Annotated in this window: 25 protein-coding genes; 12 read left to right on the top strand and 13 right to left on the bottom strand. The window is 64.2% G+C overall.

All coding sequences use genetic code 11. The features are described from left to right. The first annotated feature begins 20 nt into the window (after window positions 1-20). A complete protein-coding gene (gene dapE / locus ABD687_RS05845; RefSeq protein ID WP_310293514.1) occupies window positions 21-1160 on the top strand; it encodes a succinyl-diaminopimelate desuccinylase in 1140 nt (379 codons plus the stop codon). A gap of 135 nt (window positions 1161-1295) precedes the next feature. On the opposite strand, the gene ABD687_RS05840 is transcribed toward dapE, so the two are convergent. The 4 genes from ABD687_RS05840 to ABD687_RS05825 form a co-directional block, all read right to left on the bottom strand. Next, entirely contained in the window at window positions 1296-2198 is a 903-nt protein-coding gene (locus ABD687_RS05840; protein WP_264270928.1) for an amino acid ABC transporter permease, read from the bottom strand. Next, complete coding sequence (locus ABD687_RS05835) at window positions 2195-2875, bottom strand: amino acid ABC transporter permease (protein ID WP_264270929.1); 681 nt, start codon at window positions 2873-2875, stop codon at window positions 2195-2197. Before ABD687_RS05835 ends, ABD687_RS05840 begins: the two co-directional genes overlap by 4 nt. A gap of 85 nt (window positions 2876-2960) precedes the next feature. Further along, on the bottom strand, window positions 2961-3788 hold the full coding sequence (locus tag ABD687_RS05830; RefSeq protein ID WP_264270930.1) for a glutamate ABC transporter substrate-binding protein: 828 nt from the start codon (window positions 3786-3788) through the stop codon (window positions 2961-2963). Window positions 3789-3861: 73 nt separating this feature from the next. Next, a complete protein-coding gene (locus tag ABD687_RS05825) occupies window positions 3862-4638 on the bottom strand; it encodes an amino acid ABC transporter ATP-binding protein (protein ID WP_372342943.1) in 777 nt (258 codons plus the stop codon). A 124-nt stretch (window positions 4639-4762) separates the two neighbouring features. Here ABD687_RS05825 and ABD687_RS05820 point away from each other — a divergent pair, with 124 nt between their 5' ends. From ABD687_RS05820 to ABD687_RS05810, 3 genes are all read left to right on the top strand, one after another. Continuing rightward, a complete protein-coding gene (locus tag ABD687_RS05820; RefSeq protein WP_264270968.1) occupies window positions 4763-5551 on the top strand; it encodes an LOG family protein in 789 nt (262 codons plus the stop codon). 47 nt (window positions 5552-5598) lie between these two features. Continuing rightward, window positions 5599-5946, top strand: a complete 348-nt coding sequence (locus ABD687_RS05815; protein ID WP_302266440.1) for a DivIVA domain-containing protein — start codon at window positions 5599-5601, stop codon at window positions 5944-5946. Between the two features lie 112 nt (window positions 5947-6058). Further along, the gene (locus ABD687_RS05810) at window positions 6059-6226 is read left to right on the top strand and encodes a DUF3117 domain-containing protein (RefSeq protein WP_264270931.1); all 168 of its coding nucleotides are present in this window, start codon (window positions 6059-6061) and stop codon (window positions 6224-6226) included. Between the two features lie 140 nt (window positions 6227-6366). Here the strand turns inward: ABD687_RS05810 and ABD687_RS05805 are convergent, their stop codons facing one another. Then, window positions 6367-7002 carry an O-methyltransferase gene (locus ABD687_RS05805; protein ID WP_310292840.1) on the bottom strand — a complete coding sequence of 212 codons (636 nt, stop codon included), beginning with the start codon at window positions 7000-7002 and terminating at the stop codon, window positions 6367-6369. A 232-nt stretch (window positions 7003-7234) separates the two neighbouring features. Here ABD687_RS05805 and sigE point away from each other — a divergent pair, with 232 nt between their 5' ends. From sigE to ABD687_RS05790, 3 genes are read left to right on the top strand one after another with little or no spacing between them, the layout of a single operon-like run. Continuing rightward, complete coding sequence (sigE, locus tag ABD687_RS05800; RefSeq protein ID WP_264270970.1) at window positions 7235-7843, top strand: RNA polymerase sigma factor SigE; 609 nt, start codon at window positions 7235-7237, stop codon at window positions 7841-7843. A gap of 3 nt (window positions 7844-7846) precedes the next feature. Next, window positions 7847-8746, top strand: a complete 900-nt coding sequence (locus ABD687_RS05795) for a zf-HC2 domain-containing protein (RefSeq protein WP_310292843.1) — start codon at window positions 7847-7849, stop codon at window positions 8744-8746. Window positions 8747-8788: 42 nt separating this feature from the next. Next, on the top strand, window positions 8789-9166 hold the full coding sequence (locus ABD687_RS05790; protein WP_302265537.1) for a sec-independent translocase: 378 nt from the start codon (window positions 8789-8791) through the stop codon (window positions 9164-9166). A gap of 222 nt (window positions 9167-9388) precedes the next feature. On the opposite strand, the gene ABD687_RS05785 is transcribed toward ABD687_RS05790, so the two are convergent. The 3 genes from ABD687_RS05785 to ABD687_RS05775 are packed head-to-tail and all read right to left on the bottom strand — an operon-like array spanning window position 9389 to window position 12451. Further along, the gene (locus ABD687_RS05785; protein ID WP_264270935.1) at window positions 9389-10498 is read right to left on the bottom strand and encodes an Mrp/NBP35 family ATP-binding protein; all 1110 of its coding nucleotides are present in this window, start codon (window positions 10496-10498) and stop codon (window positions 9389-9391) included. Further along, window positions 10495-11124, bottom strand: a complete 630-nt coding sequence (locus ABD687_RS05780; protein ID WP_310292848.1) for a DUF1003 domain-containing protein — start codon at window positions 11122-11124, stop codon at window positions 10495-10497. Before ABD687_RS05780 ends, ABD687_RS05785 begins: the two co-directional genes overlap by 4 nt. After that, window positions 11117-12451, bottom strand: coding sequence for a magnesium transporter MgtE N-terminal domain-containing protein (locus ABD687_RS05775; RefSeq protein ID WP_264270937.1), 1335 nt, complete (start codon window positions 12449-12451; stop codon window positions 11117-11119). Before ABD687_RS05775 ends, ABD687_RS05780 begins: the two co-directional genes overlap by 8 nt. A 150-nt stretch (window positions 12452-12601) precedes the next feature. On the opposite strand from ABD687_RS05775, the gene ABD687_RS05770 reads away from it, so the two are divergent. Further along, window positions 12602-13489 carry a YflT domain-containing protein gene (locus ABD687_RS05770; RefSeq protein WP_310292852.1) on the top strand — a complete coding sequence of 296 codons (888 nt, stop codon included), beginning with the start codon at window positions 12602-12604 and terminating at the stop codon, window positions 13487-13489. Between the two features lie 138 nt (window positions 13490-13627). On the opposite strand, the gene ABD687_RS05765 is transcribed toward ABD687_RS05770, so the two are convergent. Then, on the bottom strand, window positions 13628-15178 hold the full coding sequence (locus ABD687_RS05765; protein ID WP_310292855.1) for an aminopeptidase P family protein: 1551 nt from the start codon (window positions 15176-15178) through the stop codon (window positions 13628-13630). 219 nt (window positions 15179-15397) lie between these two features. Here ABD687_RS05765 and ABD687_RS05760 point away from each other — a divergent pair, with 219 nt between their 5' ends. From ABD687_RS05760 to ABD687_RS05750, 3 genes are all read left to right on the top strand, one after another. Next, a complete protein-coding gene (locus tag ABD687_RS05760) occupies window positions 15398-16258 on the top strand; it encodes a PHP domain-containing protein (RefSeq protein WP_310292857.1) in 861 nt (286 codons plus the stop codon). A 650-nt stretch (window positions 16259-16908) separates the two neighbouring features. After that, window positions 16909-18591, top strand: a complete 1683-nt coding sequence (locus ABD687_RS05755) for a sodium:solute symporter family protein (protein ID WP_310292860.1) — start codon at window positions 16909-16911, stop codon at window positions 18589-18591. A 23-nt stretch (window positions 18592-18614) separates the two neighbouring features. Next, the gene (locus ABD687_RS05750; RefSeq protein WP_310292863.1) at window positions 18615-18746 is read left to right on the top strand and encodes a putative transporter small subunit; all 132 of its coding nucleotides are present in this window, start codon (window positions 18615-18617) and stop codon (window positions 18744-18746) included. A 1285-nt stretch (window positions 18747-20031) separates the two neighbouring features. Here the strand turns inward: ABD687_RS05750 and ABD687_RS05745 are convergent. The 4 genes from ABD687_RS05745 to ABD687_RS05730 all read right to left on the bottom strand — a co-directional run bounded on the left by ABD687_RS05745 (window position 20032) and on the right by ABD687_RS05730 (window position 25513). After that, window positions 20032-20691, bottom strand: coding sequence for a DUF6318 family protein (locus ABD687_RS05745; protein ID WP_310292865.1), 660 nt, complete (start codon window positions 20689-20691; stop codon window positions 20032-20034). A gap of 393 nt (window positions 20692-21084) precedes the next feature. Continuing rightward, window positions 21085-22026, bottom strand: a complete 942-nt coding sequence (locus ABD687_RS05740; protein WP_264270945.1) for a DNA-methyltransferase — start codon at window positions 22024-22026, stop codon at window positions 21085-21087. A 19-nt stretch (window positions 22027-22045) separates the two neighbouring features. After that, complete coding sequence (locus tag ABD687_RS05735; protein ID WP_344760970.1) at window positions 22046-23728, bottom strand: DEAD/DEAH box helicase; 1683 nt, start codon at window positions 23726-23728, stop codon at window positions 22046-22048. Between the two features lie 333 nt (window positions 23729-24061). After that, window positions 24062-25513: a ribonuclease catalytic domain-containing protein gene (locus ABD687_RS05730; RefSeq protein WP_302265563.1), complete on the bottom strand. Its 1452-nt coding sequence runs from the start codon at window positions 25511-25513 to the stop codon at window positions 24062-24064. A 76-nt stretch (window positions 25514-25589) separates the two neighbouring features. Between ABD687_RS05730 and ABD687_RS05725 the strand changes: the two genes are divergently transcribed. Then, window positions 25590-26270: a ferritin-like fold-containing protein gene (locus tag ABD687_RS05725; RefSeq protein ID WP_302265567.1), complete on the top strand. Its 681-nt coding sequence runs from the start codon at window positions 25590-25592 to the stop codon at window positions 26268-26270. Window positions 26271-26288 lie beyond the last annotated feature (18 nt).

Here is a 26288-nt window from a genome sequence, read left to right as displayed (position 1 = left end):
GCCCCGGGTACTAATCTTGGATTGTGCACAGCAAACCCAGCCCCGCAAACCCCGCCGCCCCCGCCACGCCCATTGACCTGGACCTGCGCGAAGACGTGGCGGACCTGACCGCCCGGCTGATGGACATCGAGTCCGTCTCCGGGAACGAGACCGCCCTGGCGGACGCCCTTGAAGCGGCCCTGCGCCGGATCCCGGGCCTGTCGCTGCACCGCGACGGGGACTCGATCGTGGCCCGCACGACGCTGGGCCGGGCGGAGCGGGTGATCCTGGCCGGCCACCTTGACACCGTGCCGCTGCCCACGACCCCCGGTGCCCGGGGGACAGTGCCGGTGAGCTGGGAGGGGGAGACCCTCTACGGCCGCGGCGCGACCGACATGAAGGGCGGGGTGGCGGTGCAGCTTGCCCTGGCTGCCACGCTGCAGGACCCGAACCGGGACGTCACCTACATCTTCTACGACCACGAGGAAGTCGAGGGCTCCAAGTCGGGCCTGGGCCGGCTCTTCCGCAACTGCCCGGAACTGCTCGGCGGCGATTTCGCCATCCTGCTTGAACCCACCGACGGCACCGTGGAGGGCGGCTGCAACGGCACCAGCCGCTACAAGGTGCGCACCCGCGGCGTCGCCGCCCACTCGGCCCGCGCCTGGATGGGCGAAAACGCCATCCACGCCGCCGCACCCATCCTGGCGATCCTGGCCGGCTACACGCCCCAGACCGTGGAGGTCGACGGACTGGAATTCCGCGAGTCGCTCAATGCAGTCCGCATCAACGGCGGCATCGCCGGCAACGTGATTCCTGACTACTGCGAGGTCGAGGTCAACTACCGCTTCGCCCCCGACAAGGACGTGGAGGCCGCCGAGGCCCACGTGTTCGAGCTCTTTGAGGGATTCGAGATCGTCCGCACCGATGGTGCCGGCGGTGCCCGGCCCGGGCTGCGGCATCCTGCAGCAGCCTCCTTCGTTGAAGCGGTGGGCCAGATCCCGAAGCCGAAGTTCGGGTGGACCGATGTCGCCCGCTTCTCGGCGCTGGGCATTCCCGCGGTCAACTTCGGTCCGGGCGATGCCCTGCTGGCGCATTCGGACGACGAACATGTCACCCGCACCGCCATCCACGACTGCCTGGCCGCACTGCGCCGCTGGCTAGGCGAAGCCCCCTCCGCCTAGCACCCCCCGGATCCCGGCGCGCCGCCGGGATCCATCACCGGCGCAAAAGGGCCGGGCGACATTCGACGTCTCGTGGATCACGAGACCGACTGCCGCCCGGCCCTTTTCGCCGTGCTGTGACCTGTCCGGGTTGGCCTAGGTGGCCGGACCTCCGGGAACCTTGGTGCTCAGGTCGGCGACCACCACCGGCACTGCCGGGTCCATGGGCTTGCCCGCGCTGATGCCGCGGCTGCTGAGCCGGCCCGCGACCACGGAGGCCAGCTTCGAGAGAGCGAAGTTGATCAGGATGAAGATGGCTGCCACCACCACGAGTGCCTGAAGCACGTTGGCGTTGCCCGTGCCGATGAGCCTGCCGTTGAAGAGCAACTCGTTGAAGTTGATGATGTACCCCAGCGCGGAGTCCTTCAGGATGACCACGAACTGGCCGATCAGCGCCGGCAGCATCGCGATGAGTGCCTGCGGGATCTCAACGTTGCGCAGCGACTGCCCGCGGGTCAGGCCAATGGCGATGCCCGCCTCGCGCTGGCCCTTGGGCAGGCCGAAGACGCCCGAGCGAATCAACTCGGCAACGATCGATCCGTTGTACAGCGTCAGGCCCACGACCACCGCGACGAACGGCGAGTCGCTGGGGGCCACGATCCCGGAGCGAGCCAGGATGATCCAGAGGAAGATCATCATCAGCAGCACCGGCACCGCACGGAAGAACTCCACGACAATGGAGCTGATCCAGTTGACCACCTTGTTGGTGGACAGGCGCCCGATGCCAAAGATGAACCCGAATATCAAGGACGTGACGATGGCAACTGCCGCGGCGCGCAGGGTGTTCAGCAGGCCGGGGACGATGTAGTTCTCCCAGATGGAGCCCTCACCGAACACCGACCACTTCTCGGCAGTCAACTGACCGGCATCGTTCAGGACCTTATACAGGTAGTAGACCAGAAGGATAGCCAGCAGCACGCCGATGACGTTGATGACGAGGACGCGGCGCCGGGCCTTGGGCCCGGGCGCGTCGAACAGAACGGATTCGGAGACTTTCATCGTGCCACCGCCAACTTCTTGGATAGGTACGTGGTGAGCAAGCCAACGGGGATCACGACGATCACGAAGAACACGGCGATGGTGAGGAAGATCAGGATCCCGACATCGGCGCGGAACTCAAGCATGGTCTTCATGAGGCCCGAGATCTCGGCCACCGAACCTGCCACGGCGACCGTCGTGTTCTTGATCAACGCGATCAGCACGTTGCCCAGCGGGGCAATGGCCCCGCGGAAGGCCTGCGGCAGGATGACCAGGCGTGCGGCGGGCAAGAAGCTCAGCCCGATGGCGCGGGCCGCCTCGGCCTGGCCCAGCGGCACGGTGTTGACGCCTGAACGAATGGCCTCACACACAAAGGCGGAGTGGTAGATCGTCAAACCGAGAATGGCGATCTGGAAGAAGTTGAGATTGAAATCCGAGCTGAACTGGACCCTGAACACGCCAAAGAGAACCAACACGCCAAAGGCCATGATGATGGTCAGCGGGGTGTTTCGGAAGATGTTCACGTAAGAGGTTCCGAAGGCGCGGAAGCTTGGTACCGGCGAAATACGCATCAATGCCAAGAGTGTGCCCAGGACCAACGACCCGATGGCTGCCCAAAATGTCAGCTGCAGGTTGCCCCAGAAGGCGGACATCATTTGTCCGCCGTATTCATCCCATAGGGAAAGGTAGCCTTGCATGGCTTACTCCTTTAGGGTGCGATTGAGGTAGGTCCCATCCGGCGCGGATCGCGCGCCGGATGGGACCTGTGATAACGATCAGTGTCTAGGCGCAGGCTTCGGGCTTCGGAGGGTTCATTTCGGCGTTGGGCGTGTAGCCGGTGCCCTCTGTGTTGGCCTGAAGCGCCTTTTCCCATTCGCCGGATTCGATCATCTTGGTGATGGCGGTGTTGATGTCGGCGCAGGTGGTGGCGTCCTTGCTCAGGCCTACACCGTACTTCTCCTCGGAGAAGGTGTTGCCCACAACCTTGAACTTGCCCTTGTTGGCCTCGGTGGCAGCAAGGCCGGCCAGGATGATGTCATCGGTGGTGACTGCGTCGATGCCACCGGTTTCCAGCAGTCCGAGGCAGTCGGCGTAGCCGCCCTGTTCAACCAGCGCCACGCCGGGGTAGGAGTCGGAGACCTTCTGTGCCGAAGTCGAACCCGTCACCGAGCAAAGCTTCTTGCCGGTCAAGGTCTCCGGGCCGGTGATGGAGGAGTCGTCCTGGCGGACCAAGAGGTCCTGGCCGGCGACGAAGTAGGGGCCGGCGAAGGCCACGCGCTCCTTGCGGGTGTCGGTGATCGAGTAGGTCGCGAAGATCATGTCGAGCTGCTTGGTTTCCAGCAGGGTTTCGCGGTTTGCAGACGGGGCGGAGACCCATTCGATCTTGTCTTCCGCGAAGCCAAGTTCATTGGCAACGTACTTGGCGACATCGACGTCGAAACCTGTGTAGGCCTCGCCGTCCTTGAAGCCGAGACCTGGCTGGTCGAACTTGATGCCGATCTTGATAGTGTCACCATCGGCGGTTTCGCCGCCGGATCCGCCACAACCGGTCAGGGCCAAGGCCCCGGCTGCTGCCATGGCTGCTACTGCTGAAATGCGAGACTTACGCATCGTTTCTCCTTGTTGTGATCAAGGATGAGAGCGAGTTTCCCATCCATCGAAGTAAGAGTGTCGTTGAACGTCTTTAGTTGGTGATGAGCTTGCCGAGGAAATCCTTGGCCCGCGCACTCTCCGGATTGGTGAAGAACTTATCGGGGGTGGATTCCTCGACGATCAGGCCATCGGCCATGAAAATCACGCGGTCGGCGGCCTTTCGGGCGAATCCCATCTCATGGGTCACCACGATCATCGTCATGCCTTCCTTGGCGAGGCCAATCATCGTGTCAAGGACTTCGTTGATCATTTCGGGGTCCAAGGCAGACGTCGGCTCGTCAAAGAGCATGACCTTCGGACGCATGGCGAGTGCGCGGGCAATGGCCACGCGTTGCTGCTGGCCACCGGAAAGCTGTGCGGGGAGCTTGTCTTTCTGGTTGGCAACACCGACGCGTTCAAGCAGGGACATCGCGAGCTTGTCGGCATCCGACTTCTTCATCCCCTTGGCCTTGATCGGGCCCAAGGTGACATTCTCCAGAATGGTTTTGTGTGCAAAGAGATTAAATGACTGGAACACCATGCCGACGTCTGCACGCAGCTTGGCCAGCATTTTGCCTTCTTCGGGCAACACCTTGCCATCGATTTCGATGGATCCGGTATCGATGGTTTCGAGTCGATTGATGGTGCGGCATAGGGTCGACTTCCCCGAACCGGATGGGCCCAGTACGACGACGACTTCTCCCTTGCTGACTTCAAGGTTGATGTTCTGTAGAACATGGAGGTGGCCATAGTGCTTGTTTACCCCGGAGAGCCTGACGATGGGAGTCAGGTCCGGGTTAGCGCTATTCGAGTGGGAATCAGTGCTCATGACAAGAACACTATCCGAAGTGACGCGCTTCACGACCATCATTTGGCCAGTCGATGCCAAATCTTTGCCTAAAGCGGCCGTGACGCGGCCGGTCGGACCGGGAATTGCCATTACAGTGGAGGGCATGCATCGCCAGAATTCGCAATCGAAGAGCTTTGATTCCCTGCCCGATCCGGCACGCCGAAAGGGTTCGGTGGTGTTGCGTCGCTCGCAAGCCAAAACCGAGCAGTCGGATGCCTATCTTCTTGATACGCGCGAGGATCAGGATTTCACCCACTCCGATCCGTGGCGAGTTTTGCGCATCCAGAGTGAATTCGTTGAAGGATTCGGCGCCCTTGCCGGTTTGGGGCCGGCGATCAGCGTCTTCGGCTCCGCCCGCACTCCGCGTGGGTCGGAGCGCTACAACCAAGCCGAGAAAATCGGCGAGCTCATTGCGGCCGCCGGGGTGGCAGTGATAACCGGTGGCGGCCCCGGGGCCATGGAGGCAGCAAACAAGGGTGCGGTTGCCGCCGGCGGCATTTCGGTCGGCCTGGGTATTGAGCTGCCCTTCGAAACCGGACTCAACGAGTGGGTCGACCTCGGAATCAACTTCCGCTACTTCTTCGCAAGAAAAACAATGTTCGTCAAGTACTCACAAGGGTTCATCGTCTTGCCTGGCGGTTATGGAACATTGGATGAACTCTTTGAGGCGCTGACCTTGGTGCAAACCGAAAAGGTGACCGGATTCCCCATTGTTTTGGTCGGCATCGCATATTGGAGCCCGCTTTTGGAATGGCTGCGAAACACCGTTGCGGTGGAAGGCGCTATTTCCGTTTCAGACCTTGACTTGGTTCACATCACCGACGACGTCGAAGAAGCTGTGGATATTGTTGTTAATTCGGCCAGGCCCAATGGCTTTGTCGCAGGGGACTAAGACCCGACGGCCGATCGCAAACTACTGAGGAGCGCAAGTTGGTTTACATGCTGCTGGTGGTCGCCATCGTCATACTCGGTGCCGCAGTGTTGATTGGTGTTGGAGTCCGGCGGACCCGCGCGGGCCAGGACGGGCGACGGTTTGAGCCCTTCAACGTCCCGATCCAAGGGCTGGTCGAGCCGGTGGCCAGTCTGCCGCCGGTGCTTCTTCCCGAGCGGCCGAGCGCCGAGGATGTCGAGAACGTGAGCTTTTCGCTGGGGCTCCGCGGATATCGATGCGATCAGGTTGATGAGGTCCTCGATGTCCTTTCGGCCGAGATTTCTCGGTTGCATGAGGTCATCGCGGCACACGGAAAAGGGCTTGTGATTAGCAACACGAGCCATTCTTCGGAATAATGGAACGTAGCAAGTTGAAAGCGGATCAAGAATTTCCGGGTTCGCCGATTAACTCACCATCGGGTGAAGGCCCAAAAAAATCCTTTACCTCAAATGAAAGGGAACAGCGCTAATGGCTGCGATGAAACCACGTACCGGGGATGGTCCGATGGAGGTCACGAAGGAAGGCCGTAGCCTGATCATGCGCGTACCGATTGACGGTGGCGGACGTCTGGTTGTTGAGCTCAATGCCGACGAGGCCGCCGAGCTGCGCGATTGCTTGGTAGGTGCCACCGAGTAGGACTTGGTGTCGGAATGCTGCGGGGCGGGGACTTGGCCGATACGGCCGGTTCCCGCCCCTTGGTGTGTCGGGCTGCGGTCGAAACCAAGGGGCGGGACTCCCTGTGGCACTTCGCGGGCTCCCGTGGTGCGGGGTGCTCGCTAGCCGATGCGGGCGGCGAGCTGGAGGCCGAGCCCGGTGGGGACCAGGGAGCTGACAAAGCGCTCATCCTCACGCAGTACGCGGGTCGCATTGCGCGTGGCCACGGTGCTGGGCTGGCGCACGGCCGGCTTGGGAACGCGATGCTGGTCGAAGGCGTCGTGCACGATGACCAGGCCGCCGACCTTGACCAAGCGGATGCCCTGGTTGACGTACTCCATGAGGTGCGTCTTGTCCGCATCGATGAACACCAGGTCGTAGGCGCCGTCGGTGAGCCGAGGCAGCACTGCCTGGGCACGGCCCGATATGGCGCGGGTGCGTGACCCGTCGACCCCCGCGTCGTGGAAGGCGGCGCGGGCGGCGGCCAGATGGTCGACATCGATGTCAATCGTCGTCAGCGCGGAATGCTTCCCCGCTCCGCGCAGCAGGCTGGTGCCCGAGACCCCGACGCCGGTGCCGATTTCCACCATGTTCCTGGCGCCGGAGATGGCGGCCAGGACGGAGAGGAAATTGGCCGTGGCCGCTCCCACGGACTCAACACCCAGCTCGCGGCCGCGCTCGCGGGCCCGCTCCAGCACCGCATCTTCCTGGGTCTGGGCCTGCGCGTATGTCCAGCTGCTAAAGATGTCCAGGTTCATGGTTGTGCGGCAAATCCTTCGAGTGGTGCGTTGCGGGCTGGTGGCCTTGCCCCGACCCGGAGGCGACAGTGGCAAGGGACGGCATCCCAGCTGACACCGCCAGCCCCCATCCTATCCTTGTGCCGGGCCCTGTCAGGGGCGAAACCGAAACATTGAAGCGGCACAGGTTGCTTTCAGCTTCCGCTCAGGAGCCTGCGCGAGACTTGTGGACGTGAACGCATCGAATTTCTCCTTGGCCAGCGACGTACGCTCCCTCGACGAGCCTGCCGAACTCGAAGTGCCGACGTGGGATGAAATCGTCAAGGACCACTCGCCGCGCGTCTACCGCCTGGCATACCGCCTGACGGGCAACCGGCAGGACGCAGAGGACCTGGCGCAGGAAACCTTCGTGAGGGTCTTCCGCTCGCTGCACACCTTCACCCCGGGAACCATCGGGGGCTGGCTGCACCGCATCACCACGAACTTGTTCCTGGACCAGGCGCGGCGCAAGTCCCGCATCCGCTTTGACGGGCTTGCCGAGGACGCCGAGGCCAAGATCCCCGGGACCGCACCCGGACCGGAACGCAGCTTTGAATACAACAACCTGGATATTGACGTCCAGGCCGCACTCGACGGGCTGAGTCCCGAATTCCGGGCGGCAGTGGTCCTGTGCGACCTCGAGGGTCTGTCCTACGAAGAAGTCTCCGAGGCGCTGAACGTCAAGCTCGGCACCGTTCGCTCCCGCATCCACCGTGGCCGTGGGATGCTGCGCGAAAAACTGGCGCACCGCAATCCGGCCACCAGGCCCGCAGCCACCAGGGCCTTGCCCAAGATCCGGCGGACGATCCCGGGAGTGCGCTAGGGCATGCATCGGTATGAACGCTGGATGGGCGACTACGTGGGCGGCCGGCTGAACGGTCGTCGCGCCAAGGCCCTGGAGAAGCACGTCCCGGGTTGCGCCGCGTGCTCGGCTGCGTTGAACACCTGGCAGCGCGGCCCTGTTTCCGCGCCGAAGTCCGCCGAAAGTCCCGCCGTGCCGCTGAACGCCCAGACCCTGCTCGGTGCCCACTACGCGCTACCCCACGAGCGCGGTGCGCGAGGTTCCCGGACGAACGGATTCGTGCCCATGGTGGTGTTGTTGCTGGTCTTCGCCCTGGTGGGCACGATCGCGGCGATGTCCTGGGTCCTGGGTGCACAGGCCGCGCAGGGTGCCTCCAAGGGCGATCCGGCGGAGTCCTGGAACGCCTCGGCCCGCACCCTGGATACGGATACCATCACCCAATTGCGCCAGGCCGGTTGGACCTGCCCGGTCATTGAAGCTGCGGGGTTCACCCTTACCTCCGCCAGCGGGGTGCTGGTGGGCGGCGAGGCGACGGTGACGCTGGTGCTCAGCGACGAGGAACACACCGTGGAGCTGGCCGAGACGCGCACCCTGGCCAGTGCCGTGAAGGCGCCGCTACAGACCACGAAGGCCGCTTCGACCAGCACCGATCCGACCTCCGGCATGCTGACCGAGCTGGGCCGTCGCCTGGGTGCCAAGGCGGCTGCCGCCGTCACGTATGCTGGGGGAACCGCCACACTGAACATGGAAGACGTGAGGTACGAAGTCTCCTCCGACATGTCCAAGGCCGACGTGGAACAGGTCCTGCAGCGGCTGGTGGTCGGTGAACATACGCGCATCGTGTCGCTGGATCCCTCCACCGAGAAATTATCGCAACGCCTGCTGCGGGGCTTCTCCCGCCTCATGGTTTTGGACTTCAAATAGGCAATGGCCTCATCGCAGCTCGAAAGCAGGTAGTCTACAAGGGTGTTTTTGGGAATCAATGGCAGTGAACTGCTGGTGCTTGCGGTGCTCGCGGTGGTTATTCTGGGACCCGAGAAACTGCCGGAGTATGCCGCGCAACTGGCGCGCCTGGTCAAGGAACTGCGCCGCATGGCCACCGGTGCCAAGGAGCAGTTGCGCGAGGAAGTCGGCGACGACATCGCCGACATGGACTGGCGCAAGCTTGACCCGCGCCAATACGACCCGCGCAGGATCATCAAGGACGCGCTACTCGAGGACTTCGAGGACGCGGTGTCGGCCGTGAAGGAAGCCCCGGTCGCGCGGCAGCGTTCGGTGACCACTGCGAAGGTTGCCCCGCTGGCCCCGCACGAGCCGGCGCCCTTTGACAGCGAGGCAACGTAGCCCAAGCCCGGTAGCGTAACCACGGCAGGCACTCCAGGCGGCATCCTTCGGGGGAGGCCGCCTTTTGTGTTGTCCGGGACCTGTCCGGGAACTGTCCGGGCCTGTCGTGGAACTGTCCGGGCCTCTAGGCCGGCAGGAAGCGTCGGGCAGGGCATGCGATCACGCCGGGGTGCTGAGTGTCCGGCTGCGGCTGCCAAGGGCCGGTCGTGGGGACCGGGGCTCCTAGCGCGGGGTGACGCCCAGCTTCAGTCCTGCCAGGCCGCGTGGGCGGTGCGTGAGGCCGCGGGCCATCTCGATGATCTGTGCGGCGGCGGGGGAGTCCGGGTGGGAAAGCACCAGTGGCACACCGGTATCGCCCCCGACGCGCAGCAGCGGGTCAAGTGCGACTTGCCCCAGCAGCGGGACCTCGGTGTCCAGCACCAGCGACAGGCGCTGCGCGAGTTCCGCCCCGCCGCCGGAACCGAAGATCTCCAGAAGCGACCCGTCGGGCAGCACCATGGCGCTCATGTTCTCGATGACGCCCACGACCTTCTGTCCGGTCTGGACGGCGATCGACCCGGCGCGCTCGGCGACCTGGGCCGCCGCCGCCTGCGGGGTGGTGACCACCACCAGCTCGGAACCGGGCAGAAGCTGGGAAACGGAGATGGCGATGTCCCCGGTGCCCGGGGGCAGGTCCAACAGCAGCACGTCCAGGTCCCCGAAGTGCACATCGGTCAGGAATTGCTCCAGCGCGCGGTGCAGCATCGGGCCGCGCCAGATCACGGGCTTGTTGTCGTCGATGAACATGCCGATGGAAATGACCTTCACCCCGTGGGCCACCGGCGGCAGGATCATCTCATCCACGCGGGTCGGCTTGGCCCCGGGGATGCCCAGCAGCCCGGGGATGGAAAAGCCGTGCACGTCGGCGTCGATGAGCCCGACGCGCAGCCCGTCGGCGGCCATGGCGCAGGCCAGGTTGGCGGTCAGCGAGGACTTGCCGACCCCGCCCTTGCCGCTGGCGATCGCGATCACGCGGGTCAACGAGGCCGGGTCGGAGAACGGGACGGAGCGGCTTTTGAGCGACTCGCGCAGGGCCGCGCGCTGCTCGGGGCTCATGACCCCAAGGGCGACCTCGACGCGGCCGACGCCGGGCACCGCGGACAGGGCGGCCGCGACGTCGTTTTCAATGGTGGAGCGCATCGGGCAGCCGGCGATGGTCAGCAGCACCGTGACCCGTGCGGTGCCCTCGGACAGGATGGCGGATTCGACCATGCCGAGCTCGGTGATGGGCCGGCGCAGTTCGGGGTCCTGGACGGCGGAGAGTGCTTCAAGGAGCCGGGGCTCGAGGGTCATGGCGTGTCGTTCCTCCGGGGGCGCGACCGGCGGCTAGGCGCCCGCGGGGGCACCTGCGGGATGAGGCCGGTGTTGGTCGAGCTGCGGTCGCGCCGCTTGGTGGTCTTGGCGCGGAGGTTCAGTTCCTCGCCGTCGGTGGTTTCCAGCAGGTCCTCGAGGGCCGAGCGCAATTCGGAGCGAACGTAGTCGCGGGTTGCCACGTCGCGCAGGGCGATGCGCAGGGCGGCGAGTTCCCGGGTGAGGTACTCGGTGTCTGAGAGGTTGCGTTCGGCCCGCCCGCGGTCCTCGGTCAGCGATACCCGGTCGCGGTCGTCCTGCCGGTTCTGCGCCAGCAGCAGCAGCGGGGCGGCGTAGGAGGCCTGCAGCGAGAGCATCAGCGTGAGCGCCGTGAAGCCCAGTGCCGCGGAGTCGAAGCGCCAGCCCTCCGGTGCCAGCGTGTTCCAGATCAGCCAGAACACGCAGAAGATGGTCATGTAGAACAGGAACTGCGGGGTGCCCATGAAACGCGCGAATTTCTCGGTGCTGGACCCAAACCTGTCGGGGTTGGGGGCAAAGCGCGGGAAGAAGCGGTTGCGGGCGGACATGGGGGTGTCGAGGCCTGTCGAGGCCTGGCGCTTCTCAGCCATGGGAACCTCCGTTCAGGGGTGGTAGGTCGGTGCCGATGGACGGTGCCGGGGCATCGGGTGCGGCGTCGTCGGGATGGTCGTCGTGGGTGCGCCAGTCATCGGGCAGCAGGTGGTCAAGCACGTCATCGACGGTCACCGCGCCGACCAGGCGCCCGTCGTCGTTCACCACGGCCAGCGAGGTGAGGTTGTAGCTGGCCAGGGTGCGGGCGACGTCGGCGACCCCCGCCTGGTCGTCGATGGGTTCGACGTCGGAGTCCAGGATGTTGCCCAGGGACTCCGGCGGCGGGGTGCGCAGCAGCGCCTGGATGTGCACGGCGCCCAGGTAGCGGCCGGTGGGCGTCTCCAGCGGGGGCCGGGTGACGAAGACGGTGGAGGCCAGGGCGGGGCTCAGCTCCTCGCGGCGCACCGAGGCCAGGGCCTCGGCGACGGTGGCCTCGGGGGAGAGGATCACCGGGACCGGGGTCATCATCGACCCGGCGGTGCCCTCGGCGTACTCGAGCAGGCGGCGCACGTCGCGCGCCTCCTCGGGCTCCATCAATTCCAGCAGTGCGTGCTTGGTGTCCTCGGAGAGCTCGCCCAACAGGTCGGCGGCGTCGTCGGGGTCCATTTCCTCCAGCACGTCGGCGGCGCGTTCCATGTCCAGGGCGGAAATGATCTGCACCTGTTCGTCGTCCGGCATCTCCTGCAGCACGTCGGCCAGCCGCTCGTCCTGGAGTTCGGAGGCGACCTCGACGCGGCGCTTTTGGTTCATCTCGTGCAGCGCGTCGGCGAAGTCGGCGGGCTTCATCTCGTCGTGGGCCGCGACATAGGTACTGGCTGCCTGCGGTTCGTGCAGCGCGGTGTGCACGATCGCGTCCCAGGGCACCAGCAGCCGCTCGCCGCGCGCCCGGCGCAGGCCCAGCAGACCGCCGGCGGGGTCTCCGCGGCGCACGTAGTAGTCGGAGATGATCCAGTCGCCGTTGCGTTCCCGGGCCAGGCCGATGTCCTCGACCACCGCGTTGCCGGAGCCGTCGGCGAACACCACGCGCCTGTCGAAGAGCTCCGCAGCCACCAGGATCTCCGCGCCGCGCTGCTGGAAGCGGCGCATGTTCACCAGGCCGGAACAGATGATCTGCCCCGACTCCATGGCCTGGATGCGGGTCATGGGCACGAAGACGCGTCGTTTGCCGGGCACCTCGACGACCACGCCGACGCACTGGGCGGGCTTGGTGGCCAGGCGGGAAACGACCACGACGTCGCGCAACCGGCCCAAGCGGTCGCCCAGCGGGTCGAAGACGTCCAGGCCCAGCAGGCGTGCGATGAAGACCTTCGTAGAATTGCTGCTCACGCTCTCTAGGCTACTGCCTGACGTGCACCCTTTGGCGGTTTGGTGCATGTGTTGAGCGCGACGTGGTGAAACCGCGGTTGTGGGCGGCATCGCTTTCACCTTCAGCGATCAAGCCAGGTGTTCGGGTGCGGCAGCATGCACAATGGATATATGTCATCCCCACTTGGTGCATCCCCGTCCAACCCGAACCTGCCCGGCTTGCCGCGCGGCGAGCTCTTGGGCCGCTACAGCACGTACCTGGATGCGCAGAAGGTGGTTGACTACCTGGCCGACCACGACTTCCCCGTCGCCAACCTCACCATCGTGGGCAATGACCTCAAGTCGGTGGAGCGGGTCACCGCGAAGCTCAGCTACCCGAAGGTTGCCGCCGCCGGCGCCGCCCAGGGCGCGATGTTCGGCGTCTTCGTGGGGCTGGTGCTGACGATCTTCAGCCCGGGGTCCAACGCGCTGGCGCAGATCCTGTCCTCGGTGGGCATCGGCATGGCCATCTGGATGCTGGTGGGCGTGGTGAGCTACTCGTTCCGGCGCGGCAAGCGCGACTTCGCCTCGCAGTCCCAGGTGCTGGCCACCAGCTACGACGTGGTGGTGGCTTTCTCGCACGCACATGCTGCCCGTGCCATGGCGGCCAACCTGCCCATGAGCCGCATGGCTGCGGACAACGGCGTGGGCGCGCACACCCCGCCGGCGCAGCCGCAGCCCCAGGTCCAGCCCCCGGTCCAGGCCGGAGCTCCCGCGGCGCCCGCTGAGCCGGGCGCCAGCGCCCCGACGTCGGGCAGCTACTCGGACTTGCCCGACGGGCGCCCGCAATTCGGCATCCGGATCCAGGACAACCAGCCGCCGGCCGCGGCCCCGGTGGCCCCGGTGGCCGAGGCCCCGGCGGCGCCTGCAGCCGACACGCCGGCAGCCGCGCCCGCTGCCGAGGAAACCGAATCGACAGATGTCACCGGGGACGCGGATCGCGAAACCGGTGCCGGTAGTGCAAGCGGGGAATCCACGCCGGAGGATGCGAAACACCCGGAACACGGCAAGCATCTCTAGGGCAAGCACCTCTAGCCGGCGGCCCCGCACCCGGGGCACGGACCCGGGCGGCAAGCCCAACAAGCACGAAACGCGAAGGCGGCCTTCAATCCAACGAGGATGAGGGCCGCCTTCGCGTTATGTGACAGGTTGGCCAGATCAGCCCTTCCGGACCTGTGCCATCCATTCCTCGACCTCGGCCGGGGTGCGCGGCAGTGCCGCGGAGAGGTTCACGCAGCCGTCGGCGGTGATGAGCACATCGTCCTCGATGCGCACGCCGATGCCGCGGTATTCCTCCGGCACGGCCAGGTCCTCGTTCTTGAAGTACAGGCCGGGCTCGATGGTGAAGACCATGCCCTCCTCGAGGATTCCGTCCAGGTATAGCTCGGCCTTGGCCTGTGCGCAGTCGTGCACGTCCAGGCCCAGGTGGTGGCTGGTGCCGTGGGGCATCCAGCGGCGGTGTTGCTGGCCCTCGGGGGAGAGCGCCTCCTCGAGCGTCACCGGCAGCAGGCCCCAGGCGTCGAGGTTCTGCGCCAGCACCGTCACTGCGGCAGTGTGCAGGTCGCGGAAACGGGTGCCCGGCTTGGCCACGGCGAATGCGGCGTCGGCGGCGTCGAGCACCGCCTGGTAGATCTTGCGCTGCACCTCGGTGTAGCTGCCGTTGACCGGCAGGGTGCGGGTCACATCGGCGGTGTACAGCGACTCGGCCTCGACGCCGGCATCCAGCAGCAGCAGGTCCCCGTCGTTGACGGCGCCGTTGTTGTTGATCCAGTGCAGCACCGTGGCGTTGTTTCCCGCGGCGGCGATGGTGTCGTACCCCAGGTCGTTGCCCTCCTCGCGGGCCCGGGCGAAGAACGCACCCTCGACCACGCGCTCGCCGCGTTCGTGGCCCATGGCGCGGTCCAGCGAGCGGACGACGTCGTGGAAGCCGTTGACCGTGGCTGCCACCGACTTCTTCATTTCAGCGATTTCCCACTCGTCCTTGACCAGGCGGATCTCGCTCAGTGCCTCGGAGAGTTCGCCGTCGAGGGAGTCAGAGACTTCCAGGTCCACTCCGGTGTTGATGCGGGAGGTGTCGACGAGCGCGTCGCAGTTCATGTCCACCTCGCGCAGCAGGCGGATGCGCATGCCGCCGAATTCCACGACGCCGGCGTCCTTGGTAATGGCAACCTCGAGGCCGGTCAGGTCCGCGGTTGGCAGACCCAGGCGCGCCTGCAGCAGCGGCAGGGTAGGGCGGGGTCCGATCCAGAACTCGCCGGTGCGGGCGTTGGAGTAGAACTCCTCCGAATCGCGCCCCGCCATCGGGGAGAAGTAGAGCGTGGAAACGTGGTTCGAGCCGTTGTCGCCCGCGCCCGTCTCGGTGGGTTCCAGCACCAGGACGGCTTCCGGCTCGTGGTCAAGGCCCAGCCCGGTGAGGTGGGCGAAGCCTGAATGCGGACGGAAGCGGTAGTCGGTGTCATTGGACCTGACCTTGTGCGGCCCGGCGGGAATGACCAGGCGTTCGCCGGGGAACTTGGCCGAGATCGCTGCGCGGCGGGCGGCCGCATACGGAGCGACCTTATCCGCGCCCGGAAGCGTGGAGTTTTCGGGGGCCCATGATGAGGCCATGAACTTCTTGAATGCCTCGGAGTTGGGGCGCTGGGAACGGTTGTTCACGCGCTCTTCGAGGGGCTGGTCGCTGCCGGTGGTGGTGGTTGCATCAGTGCTCATTGTCCAATCGTCTCAAAGGCCGGACACTTACGCCAAGACGCCCGGAGAACAACGAGGTGCCGGTGCCGGGGACTGGTTGTGTTGCTGGCGCGAACCGCACGCTTTCGCGGTGGACGGCCGCTGCCCATCGAGGTGCCGGGCGGCATCGGGTGTTCGTTGTCGGAAGAACACCGTGGGGCACTGCCGACGCTGTCCTGCCAAGGGGCTACCCTGAAAGACATGCGGATCGACCTTCATGCTCATTCACATGTTTCCGACGGGACGGAGCACCCCGCCGAATTGGTGGCCGCGGCCAAGGCCGCCGGCCTTGACGTGCTGGCGCTGACCGACCACGACCAGACGTCGGGGTGGGCAGCGGCCGGGGAAGCCGCACTTGAAATCGGCGTGGGGTTGGTCCCGGGCATGGAGATCTCCTGCAAGACCGAGGCCGGCGTCAGCGTCCACCTGCTCTGCTACTTGCACGACCCCGCGCATGCGGGACTGATCGAGGAAATCGAAAAGGCCCGCGACGCGCGCATTACCCGTGCGCGGCGAATGGTGGAGTTGCTCGCCGAGGATTATCCGGTGGATTGGGACCTGATCGCCCGCCACTCGATCCCCGGCGGGACGATAGGCCGACCCCACATTGCCGATGCACTGGTTACGGCCGGTGTGGTCCGCACCCGTACCGAGGCGTTCGCTGAGGTGCTGACAGCCCGGTCGCGCTACTACGTGGGCCACTACGCCATGGATCCGGTGACCGCGGTCAAACTGGTGCGCGATGCCGGTGGGGTGCCGGTCTTTGCGCACCCGGTTGCCTCCGCTCGCGGCCGGGTGGTGGGGGAGGAGACCTTCGAGCAGATGATCGAGGCTGGTTTGTTGGGCCTGGAAATCGAGCACCGGGACAACCCCGAAGAGGGGCGCAAATACCTGCGTGCGCTTGCGCTGGAACACGACTTGATCGTCACCGGGTCTTCGGACTACCACGGCACCGGCAAACCGAACCGACTGGGCGAAAACACCACCAGCCCCGAGATGCTGCAGCGGATTCTGGAAGCCGGGACCGGCTCCGCACCGGTCGGAATGCCCGATCTGTTCTAGCCATCCCCATCATGCGCACCGCTGCCGTTCCGGAGGGGACGCTGGCGGTGCGCCTTTTTGATCCCCGGTGAGGGATTTCCTGAGCTGCCGATGTGGTGGTCAGACGCGTACTTTTTCTCGTTCTGCGGTGTTGATTAGTTTTGAGCTTGGCGGATGGACAATAGCTATTCGGTAAGTGGTCATCCAGTCGCAAAGACATTACGAGTTCCACTATTCATAATTCGGCTGATGGTCGTAACGGCTCGAGTGAACGCACGGATATTGCGGAGTTGGAATCGGTCCGTAATCGTCCTCCGGGGTGGGCTTCCCCGGACACCTGCTACTATCGTTGTAGTTGCTTCACAGTTTGAAATGTTTTTGTTGAGCCTAGTTCCAACGTTTCACGAAGCAACTCGCAACCACGACGGTATGAACTTAGCCGTCATTTGGATGTAAATCGGTGTCGTGCACTGGTGAGGAACACCTCCCTGCGACCATAGTCCGATGTCCAAGTATCCGGCATGAAGACCGGGTGGTTATGCGCGCTCAGAATGCGTCCACGCCGGATGTCTGCTCGATTCGTGTATGCGAATTCGATTAATTGTGCCTTGTAGGCCAGCGCGCAATTTAGGAATTGTTGCCGGCGGCATTCCTACGAAGAGAGGATGGATATGGATCTCGAAAACGGGGATTATCAGCTTCTCGCAGGATGGGTTGTCCTGGGGTTGTTGGTGCTGTTTTACGGGGGGACATTTGTTATGTCCCTTATGATTGGCAAAAAGAAAGAAAACGCCGACGGTTATATGACAGCCGGAAACAAAATTGGTTTCGGCGTTTCCGCGGCGAGCATGACCGCCACATGGATCTGGGCATCCTCGATGTACGCCTCCGCGACATCGGGCTATACCTATGGCATTTCCGGGCCGATTCACTACGGTCTTTGGGGAGCATTGATGATTCTATTCATCTACCCCTTCGGCCGGAGGATCCGTGCGGTAGCGCCAAAGGCACACACCCTTGCCGAGGTCATGTATGCCCGCCATGGTCGTTCCAGCCAACTCATGCTGGCCGGATCCAACATCCTCGGTAGCGTCATTTCGCTGACCTCCAACTTCATTGCCGGTGGCGCACTCATCGCGTTGCTCTCTCCCTTTAGTTTCCGCCAGGGCATCATCGCGGTGGCTGCAGGGATCCTGCTTTACACCCTGTGGTCCGGGTTCAGGGCATCGGTGCTCACCGATTTTGCCCAAGTCGTGGCGATGCTCGGTGCCGTGGTGATCATTATTCCGGTGATCTTCTTCGCCGCCGGAGGCCCGGGTCTCTTTGAAACAGGCGCCTCAAACCTCACGGCTCAGCAGAGCGACTTCTTCTCTTCCGATGCGTTCATGAACCAGGGTGCGCCGTACATCGCGGCCGTGTTGGCGTACGCTATCGGTAACCAGACGATCGCCCAGCGTCTCTTCGCAGTTCGTGAAGACCTGATCAAGCCGACCTTCATCACGGCGACGATTGGCTACGGTGCAACCATTATCGGATTCGGCATGCTCGGTGTCATCGCCCTGTACGCAGGCGTCACCCCGATTGACGGGGACACCAACAACCTTATTCCGCAGATGGCCGTTACCTACCTTGGCCCGGTCCTGTTGTGTGTTTTCTTCATCATGATCCTGGGATCGCTTTCCTCCACGGCTGATTCCGACCTGGCTGCTCTTTCGTCAATCGCAATGGCCGACATCTACGGCCAGTCCGTTGGCAAGAAGAAGGCCAATCCGAAGACGATGCTGCTGGTCGGCCGGATAACGATGATTCTGGCCACCGCAGCCGGCTTATTCTTTGCGAGCGGGAAGATGAACATCCTTGATCTCTTGGTCTTCGTCGGCGCGCTGTGGGGTGCGCTGGTGTTCCCGGTCATTGCGAGCTTCTACTGGAAGAAGGTCACCAACATGGCCTTCACCGTCTCCTCACTGACTGCCCTGGCCATTTTCCTGCCGGTGCGCTTCGAATGGATCTCGATGTCCGGTCTGACCGGCTACGTCGTGGACGTCGTTTCCATCGTCGGAGTTGGCGTGGTCCTGGGACTGATGAGTTTCGGATTCTTCGGGCTGAAAATTGCCCGGATCATTGGTATCGCAGCAATCGTCATCGTCGCGCCGTTTGCCTTCGGTGTCCTGCACGAATACGCCGTGCTCAGCGGCTCGCTGGTCGCCTATTCGGTCTCGACGGTTGTCTGCTACCTCATGTCGGTGCGTTCCAAGCAGGAGTTCGACTTCAGCACCATCAAGGACCGTGTCGGTGACTTCGACCCCGTCGAGACGATCACGAACGATTCCGACCACCTAACCACTTCGAAGTAGAGGCAAGGAAAGAGGAGACTGTCATGAGTTTTTTTTGGTTGACCGTATATGTCTTGATCTGGCCCCTGGTCGTTGGCGGAACGCTTTTCGTCATCGTGCGGGCGTTCTACCGGGAATGGCGCCAGGCGCGCGCTGAGGGTCGAGGCATGGTTTAGGGCAGCGGGAGACAACGTCGGTCCAAGGACCAGCTGCGTTTCCAGCTAGTTCAAGTGCGGGGAGTCTGTCAGGATCACTGGCAGACTCCCCACTTACTCCCGTTAACATTCGTGTGCGGATACAAAATTCAATGTGCGTGATGGTTTGAGCTGCCCGGAATTTCGCCCCTAGGGACACATTAAACGTCTCCTGCTTGCGCTAGGGTCAGCATTCTCGGGTTACCACTGACCATACTTCTAGCGATCAGGTACAGCCACAGAGATGGAGAGACGGAGTTTGCTGGGGGTTGTCTGTCTGGCGGCTAGTCATCGAAGAGGGAACCACAGCCCGGTGCGGTGGAACCGTCGTTGCAGTTCTCCGCGACAAGAATCTTTTTCGTCCGCCAAACGCTCATCGTCAGTGGTGCACTGGGTACGTTTGCGACACCGGGGATCGGAGTCCATGGACCCCCTTCGGTCGAGTATTCGCCGCGGAACCGGGTGCTAAGTCCCACTCCAAAGTCTCCCGTTTCCCTATAAACATGGCTAGTGGTGGTCGGCTCATCAAAGCCGCGCTGAGCGACGGCGACGCCGGGAAAGCTTAGCCGCCGTGATATCCCATCTCCGTAGGACCAACCGTAGGAAATTGGGATTGCTCTGATTCGCACGTTCTGGTCAAATATTGCCACAGCGAAGCTCTGGGTTTTTGACTCCGCATACATGTGGGCGTGGCCATTACGCAGGGAAAAGCTCTTCGGCTGACTGATGATCGTCGATGCAAGGATTGGTAATTCTCGAAATCGCTCTGGAGTGACCTTTGCGATATCTAATTCGGCGCCTGGTATCTCAATGTTTGGCTCTCGGCTACAGTAGGAATCCGTTCCCACCAGCTGCCCTTTGCGTGGACCATTTACGGCATAGATGAATCTGAGTAATGGGTAGCTCCCATCAGTACACGGGGGATCCGGGTTCGCATCGCACCCCAAAGCTTGCATCAATGCAGGCTCACATTGGCGGAAGTACTCAACGCGATATTTTAGCTTCGGCCCATAGCTTACCTGCTTGGATTTCGTCTTATCTTTATAGAAGGAGCTCGGTGGCTTATTTGTCTCGCCCCCGCCTTCGCATCCGTCTTCATGCGTATGCGCGCTGTCCCCTCCGAATGACATTTCCGATTCGCATGCTGGATCCGCAATAGTTCCTAGTCCAAGGTCTGCGGCGATCGCCGTAGGTATCTGGAGACAGGCTAGTAGCAAAGCGGATGCTGAAATGCTTAGAATCACGGAGGTTAGCCGCAACATTATGGCTACTTTCCGTCTGGGTCGATGAACTCGACGTCCACCACAGACCACCCATTATTAAATACCAGATTGAAAGTTCCAGCTCTGGGAGAAGTTATAGCCGGGATCGTACTTTGGAGCTCTCCATTTGCCGAGTACACCAGGGTTCTCTCACGAAGAAACGTGAATCCGGATACGGAATTTCCTTTGGTGTTCCGGGCGAACGTTACGGACACATCTGTTCTTCCGCCAGCATGCCAACCGCCACGCCCGCGGTTTCCATCTGCTGGGTCAATTATCTGTGTCGCACAGAGGTAGCAGGTGCGTTCAGTGACAAGTTTGAGTGGCTTCGTGTCATAGGTAAGAACCGCGTAATCGACCAGCTCGAAATAGTGCTCCGTGAAGGCAACGATGCCTTCCTTGGAATTTTCCTTTGCAGCCTCGGGCATCTTGGGAAGAGGCCAGTTCTTCGCTGGCCCCTTGGAGCTGGCGGGAATGGGCTTGGGCGTTGGTTTCGCTGTGGGACTCGGTGATGGCGTCGGAGACGAACTCGTTGCCGTGGCAGTGGAAACTGAGGACGAGCTCGTGGGCTCGGCGGGGACGGCATTACCTGTGCATCCCGCTGCTGCCAGCAGTAGTGCACCCGAGGAGAAAGCGACGATGACTTGCTTGGTTTTCGTAAACATGCCTGAGGCCTACGATTCGGTCGGAGTCAATTAGCAGACAGCCTAGCCCGTTCGCGAGGGTTTCGGAGCGTTTTCCACAGGGTTCTATCGGCTTCGTGCCTGTTCGGGTGGCGATTGGACTAGTGACAGATGCCCCGGGACGTCGGAAGGCAAGGGTGGATCGGTGCGCGTGTCAGACGACCGAAACCGAGGTTTGATGCGTACTGGAGTGCTGACCGACCAGGATCGCATCCGGACAGGCTGAGGAACCCAACTCAGTCGATGTCATGACTCGCGGACAGCACTAAGCCCCGTACCACTTCGGAATTCGAGGTGTTACGGGGCTTGATGCCGTAAGAGTTTCAGTTTGCGGCCGATTGGAGCTGAACCGAGCAGCAGGACCGCGTGGATAGGTTAGTCCTCCAGGACCTGAAGCAGCGTGGCCTTCGGGATGCGTTTGCTCATCACGGAGATCGACTGGGGGTTTTCGTCCACGCAGACGAAGCGGCGGCCCAGTGCCTGCGCGACGGAACCGGTCGTGCCGGAGCCCGCGAAGAAGTCCAGGACCCAGTCACCCTCGCGAGAACTCGCGTTGATGATCCGGCGCAGGATGCCCTCGGGCTTCTGCGTCGGGTACCCGGTCTTTTCCTTGCCAGTCGGCGAGACGATGGTGTGCCACCAGACATCGGTGGGCAGCTTGCCGCGCTCGCGCTTTTCGGCGGTGACCAGGCCGGGGGCCATGTAGGGCTCGCGGTCGACCTCGGCGTTGTCGAAGTGGTACGTCTTCGGGTTCTTGACATACACGAGGATGTTGTCGTGCTTGGCCGGCCAGCGGGACTTGGCCCGTGCTCCGTAGTCGTAGGCCCAGATGATCTCATTCAGGAAGGACTCGCGCCCGAAGATCGAGTCGAGCATGACCTTGGCGTAGTGGACCTCGCGGTAGTCGAGGTGCACATACAGCGTGCCGTCGTCGGCCAACAGCCGCCAGGCCTCGCGCAGGCGCGGTTCCAGGAAGGACCAGTAGTCGTCGAACGCGTCGTCGTAACTGTGCAGGTCCCCGCGCAGGGTGGAGTAGCTCCGGCCCTGGAAGCCGACGCGGTCGCCCTCGCCGGCGGCAGCACGGACCGACGTCATGACCTGGCGCTTTTGCGTCCGGCCGGTGTTGAACGGCGGATCGACGTAGATCAGGGTGAAGGACTCGTCGGGCAGGGTGGGCAGGAACGTCGCGTTTTCGGCATGGACGATCAGGTTGGGTCCCGCCGGATCCCAGGCGGGGACGGGGGATGCCGCGGCGGGCCCATCGGCGTCCGGTGAAGGATCGGCGATGGGCCCGTCGGGAATGCTGGTCAACGTCATCTAGTTGCTTGGCGTCAATCTACTCGGCGTCGGTGCGGTTCACGACTTCGCCCTCGCGGCGGCGGGTGCGGCTGCGGTTGGGGCGGGTGCGTGCCGGGCGCTCGGCCTGCGGTGCGCCCTGGTCCGAAGACTCGGTGGTGCCGGCGTTCTCGGAGGCGGGGGCCGACTCGCGGTGGCGTTCGCCCTCGCGGGCCGGGCGGTCGGATCGGCCGCGGGAATGGCCGTGGCGTCCGCCGCGCTCCGAGCTGTTGCCGCCGCGCTCGCCGCCGCGCTCCGAGCGACGTCCACCGTCGGAGGAACGCGGGGAGTTCTTCTTGCCGGTCTCGCCCAGGTCCTCGAGCTTCTCCCCGGCCAGGCCCTCAAGCTTGCGCGCGTGGCGCGGCAGACGGCCCTTGGTCCCTGCCGGGATGTGCAGGTCGGTGAAGAGGTGGGCCGAGGAGGAGTAGGTTTCCACCGGTTCGGTGACGTTCAGGCCCAGGGCCTTGTTGATCAAGCCCCAGCGCGGGACGTCTTCCCAGTCAACGAAGGTCACCGCGGTGCCCTTGTTGCCGGCGCGGCCGGTGCGTCCGACGCGGTGCAAGTAGGTCTTCTCGTCCTCCGGGCACTGCAGGTTGATCACGTGGGTGACGTCGTCGACGTCGATGCCGCGGGCCGCGACGTCGGTGGCCACCAGCACGTCGACCTTGTTGTTGCGGAAGGCGCGCAGTGCCTGCTCGCGGGCGCCCTGGCCCAGGTCCCCGTGCATGGCGCCGGCGGCGAAGCCGCGATCGATCAGTTCGTCGGTCAGCTTGGCTGCCGAGCGCTTGGTCTTGGTGAAGATGATGGTGCGTCCGCGGCCCTCGGCCTGCAGGATGCGGGCCACGACCTCGTCCTTGTCCAACTGGTGGGCGCGGTAGACGACCTGGCGGATGTCCTTCTTGGTGATCGAGTCGTCGTCCGGGTCAGCGGCGCGAATGTGCGTCGGCTTGGTCATGTAGCGGCGGGCCATGGCGATGACCGGGCCGGGCATGGTGGCCGAGAAGAGCATGGTCTGGCGGGTCGCCGGGGTGGCGGCGAGCAGCGTCTCGACATCGGGCAGGAAGCCCAGGTCCAGCATCTCGTCGGCCTCGTCGAGGACCACAAGGCGCACGTTCTTTAGGTTCAGGTGGCGCTGGCGGTGCAGGTCGATCAGGCGCCCGGGGGTGCCCACGACGATCTCGACGCCGTTGTTCAGCTGCTCGATCTGCGGCTCGTAGGCACGGCCGCCGTAGATCGTGGCGATGCGGGCGTTGCGCTTGGTCGAGGCCTTTTCGATGTCGGCGGCGACCTGCACGGCAAGCTCGCGGGTCGGGGCGACGATCAGGGCCTGCGGGGCGCCGGGGGCCGGGAGCTTGTCGTAGCCCTCGTCGGTGGGGCCGACCACGCGCTGCAGCGCGGGGATGCCGAAGCCGAAGGTCTTGCCGGTGCCGGTCTTGGCCTGGCCAATGATGTCGTGTCCGCCCAGGGCGACAGGGAGGGTCATCGACTGGATGGGGAAGGGGTGCAGGATGCCGGCGTCGGTCAGGGACTCGACGATGTCGGCGCGGACGCCGAAGTCGGCGAAGGTCAGCTGGGGGAGTTCGTGCGGGGTTTCATCCGTGGACAGGGATTCTTCGATGTCCACTGCCTCGGACGCCGAGTCGGCGGTCAGCAGGTGTTCTGTATTCGACACAGGGGGTCTCATTCGTTTAGGCGCCTGGGACCGGGGTGCTCGACGACCGTCCCCGGCAAGGCCGGGGAAGTGGGGTCGGAGGTCCACCACAATCAGAGGTGCTTCCAGCGGAGCCGATCGCAGGCTTAGCTAGTGGTCAAGTGGGTCTGACCACGTGGGGCGCGGAAGTCGCTGGGTAATCCCGCATGAATTCTTTTCAAGGTACGCGACCGGGCATCCTTGTATACCGTTCAAGCATATCGTGAGTCCGGTCAATTCCGCGTATTGCCCCCGGAGGTCCGGGCTGCAGGGCCGTCCGTGGCCCGCTGCGCCGGGGACCCGCCGCACCGGGCCACGGCGCAGTTCTCAGGGGCCGACGATCCGGAAGAGCACCTTGCGGCTGGCCATGTCCGCGTGCACCAGCTCGGCCTCGACCTGCATCCCCGCCTCCGCCGTCCCCTCAAAGCGCGCCATGACAGCCGGGTCCTTCACCTGAAGGGTGCCGCCGGTGCGGTGGTTGCCGTTGCCCGAATCCTCGGTTCCGGTGATCGTCACCGCCGCGAAGCGTTCTCCCACCCGGTGGGCCAGCGAGGCGGCCTCCACGGTGTCCACGGCGGCGCGTTCGACGTTGTTGACGATGCGGTTCGAGGTGTTCATCAGGTCCGGAAGCTGGGGCAGCACCTCGCGCACTCCGGCCGGAACCTCCTGGCCGTGGACGGCGTAGGAGCAGATGAGCAGCGCGAAGCGGTCCACGAGCCGGCGCAACGGCGCGGTGGTGTGCGCATAGGGCGCGGCGATGGCTGCCTGGACAATGTCCTCGGGCACCTCGCCGTCCAGCACGGTGTAGGTGGCACCGCGGAACAGGCTCGTGGCCTGGTGCATGAGGGCCAGCTGGCGCGGGTCGGCCAGGTCCAGGGAGCGCAGGAACTCGCCATAGGGCTGCTCAGGCTCCCAGACCGTCCCCAGCGCCTTGGCCTGGAGCCGGAAGATCCTGATGTCCTTTTCCGCCGGCGGCGGCATGGTGCGCAACAGGCCCACCTTGGCCTGGAGCATGATGCGGGCGGCCTCCATCCCGGTCATCAGCGAGATCTGGGCGTTCCAGTCCTCCACCGGCAGCGGGGCGTCGGCCACGATGACATAGGTGCCGTCGACGCATTCGACCTCCTGGGAGGGGATGCGCAGCGACGCGCCGCCGCGGGCCCGTTCCAACTCGATGCGCTTGAGCCCGATCTCGCGCAGCAGCTGCAGCATCGCACTGGCGGTCCCGTCGTCAAGGGCAGCCTGGACATCGACATAGTTGAGCTTTTCGCGGCTGCGGACAATGGCCCGCTCCAGGGCGGTGTGGGTGACGGAGCCGCCGGCATCGAGGGTGAAGGCCCAGAGGTAGGCGCTGCGGTCCTGGCCCGGCAGCAGCGAACCAGCGTCCTCGCTGATGGACTCGGGGTGCAGCGAGATCCGTCGGTGCGGCAGGTAGACCGTCTGGCCCCGCAGTCGGGTCTCGGCATCGAGGCTGCCGCCCAGGGCGACGAATCCGGGCACGTCGGCGATCGCATAGTGCACCATGTAGCCGTCGCCGTTGCGGGCCAGGTGCACCGCCTGGTCCAGGTCGGTGGAGGTTGCCGGGTCGATGGTGACCAGTTCGATCTCGCGCCGGTCGATGGCCGGGCGCTCGAAGTCGGCGATGGCGCGCCGGGCCTCGGCGAGCACCTCGGGCGGGAACTCGCTGCGCAGGGCGAACTCGGTTTCCAGTGCCTGAAGGGCCTGGGCAAGTGCTGTGCTTCGTGCCTCGGGCGTGAGGGCGATAGATTGGTGGATCACATCGACAGCATAACCACCACGCCGGTGCCGGGTCGCGGTTGTGTCGCGCGTGTTGGGCCCCGAGTACGCTGAAGGCATGACCAAATCACCTTTGACCTTTGGTTCGGCCGCCGCTGCGGAAGACGCGGAACTGGCCCTGCTGGGGCTGATCGCGTACCAGGAACTCACGTCCTTCGAACACCTGTCCTCCGATGCGCGCCTGTCGCCGACACTGGTGGACAGGGAAACCCTGGGCCGTTTTGCGGTGACCGAGTTCGGGCATTTCGAGATGGTGCGCGAACTCATCGCCGATCGCGGCCTGGATCCGCAGGAAGTCATCGAGCCGTTCATGGCGTCGCTGGATGAGATGCACCGGCGGACCAAGCCGGGGGACTGGTACGAGTCCCTGACCAAGGCGTATGTGATCGACGGGGTCGCCGCCGACTTCTATGCGCTGATAGCCTCGGGCCTGGAGCCGGCGGCCCGCTCCCTGGTCGAAGAGGTCAAGACCGCGCAGGGAATCACCGACTGGCTGCGCGAGCGGCTGCAGCTGGCCATCGCGGACCATCCCGAGCGCGCCTCGCGCCTGGCCCTGTGGGGTCGTCGGTTGCTGGGGGAGGCGTTGACCCAGGCCCGCGAGATCGGCGAGACCTACGACTTCTGGGGTGCCTTGCAGGCCGAGGGCCGCAACGACCGCGGTCAGGAAATGACGGCGCTTTTTGCCCGGCTGGTGGAGAACCATTCGCGGCGCATGCGCCAACTGGGCATGACCGCCTGAGGCGTACCGGCGATCGCC

It is taken from the genome of Paeniglutamicibacter sulfureus, from assembly GCF_039535115.1.
GTDB classification, from domain to species: Bacteria; Actinomycetota; Actinomycetes; order Actinomycetales; family Micrococcaceae; genus Paeniglutamicibacter; species Paeniglutamicibacter sulfureus.
This window is presented reverse-complemented; position numbering and strand designations above follow the sequence as displayed.

What these genes read in the sequence shown, in the direction of transcription:
- ABD687_RS05725 (WP_302265567.1), top strand. Translation starts at nt 25,590, where the DNA reads ATGACCAAATCACCTTTGACCTTTGGTTCGGCCGCCGCTGCGGAAGAC.
- ABD687_RS05750 (WP_310292863.1), top strand. Translation starts at nt 18,615, where the DNA reads ATGAGTTTTTTTTGGTTGACCGTATATGTCTTGATCTGGCCCCTGGTC.
- ABD687_RS05755 (WP_310292860.1), top strand. Translation starts at nt 16,909, where the DNA reads ATGGATCTCGAAAACGGGGATTATCAGCTTCTCGCAGGATGGGTTGTC.
- ABD687_RS05795 (WP_310292843.1), top strand. Translation starts at nt 7,847, where the DNA reads ATGCATCGGTATGAACGCTGGATGGGCGACTACGTGGGCGGCCGGCTG.
- ABD687_RS05805 (WP_310292840.1), bottom strand. Translation starts at nt 7,002, where the DNA reads ATGAACCTGGACATCTTTAGCAGCTGGACATACGCGCAGGCCCAGACC.
- ABD687_RS05810 (WP_264270931.1), top strand. Translation starts at nt 6,059, where the DNA reads ATGGCTGCGATGAAACCACGTACCGGGGATGGTCCGATGGAGGTCACG.
- ABD687_RS05760 (WP_310292857.1), top strand. Translation starts at nt 15,398, where the DNA reads ATGCGGATCGACCTTCATGCTCATTCACATGTTTCCGACGGGACGGAG.
- ABD687_RS05765 (WP_310292855.1), bottom strand. Translation starts at nt 15,178, where the DNA reads ATGAGCACTGATGCAACCACCACCACCGGCAGCGACCAGCCCCTCGAA.
- ABD687_RS05815 (WP_302266440.1), top strand. Translation starts at nt 5,599, where the DNA reads ATGCTGCTGGTGGTCGCCATCGTCATACTCGGTGCCGCAGTGTTGATT.
- ABD687_RS05735 (WP_344760970.1), bottom strand. Translation starts at nt 23,728, where the DNA reads ATGAGACCCCCTGTGTCGAATACAGAACACCTGCTGACCGCCGACTCG.
- ABD687_RS05820 (WP_264270968.1), top strand. Translation starts at nt 4,763, where the DNA reads ATGCATCGCCAGAATTCGCAATCGAAGAGCTTTGATTCCCTGCCCGAT.
- ABD687_RS05840 (WP_264270928.1), bottom strand. Translation starts at nt 2,198, where the DNA reads ATGAAAGTCTCCGAATCCGTTCTGTTCGACGCGCCCGGGCCCAAGGCC.
- ABD687_RS05740 (WP_264270945.1), bottom strand. Translation starts at nt 22,026, where the DNA reads ATGACGTTGACCAGCATTCCCGACGGGCCCATCGCCGATCCTTCACCG.
- ABD687_RS05830 (WP_264270930.1), bottom strand. Translation starts at nt 3,788, where the DNA reads ATGCGTAAGTCTCGCATTTCAGCAGTAGCAGCCATGGCAGCAGCCGGG.
- ABD687_RS05780 (WP_310292848.1), bottom strand. Translation starts at nt 11,124, where the DNA reads ATGGCTGAGAAGCGCCAGGCCTCGACAGGCCTCGACACCCCCATGTCC.
- ABD687_RS05770 (WP_310292852.1), top strand. Translation starts at nt 12,602, where the DNA reads ATGTCATCCCCACTTGGTGCATCCCCGTCCAACCCGAACCTGCCCGGC.
- ABD687_RS05785 (WP_264270935.1), bottom strand. Translation starts at nt 10,498, where the DNA reads ATGACCCTCGAGCCCCGGCTCCTTGAAGCACTCTCCGCCGTCCAGGAC.
- ABD687_RS05825 (WP_372342943.1), bottom strand. Translation starts at nt 4,638, where the DNA reads ATGAGCACTGATTCCCACTCGAATAGCGCTAACCCGGACCTGACTCCC.
- ABD687_RS05745 (WP_310292865.1), bottom strand. Translation starts at nt 20,691, where the DNA reads ATGTTTACGAAAACCAAGCAAGTCATCGTCGCTTTCTCCTCGGGTGCA.
- ABD687_RS05835 (WP_264270929.1), bottom strand. Translation starts at nt 2,875, where the DNA reads ATGCAAGGCTACCTTTCCCTATGGGATGAATACGGCGGACAAATGATG.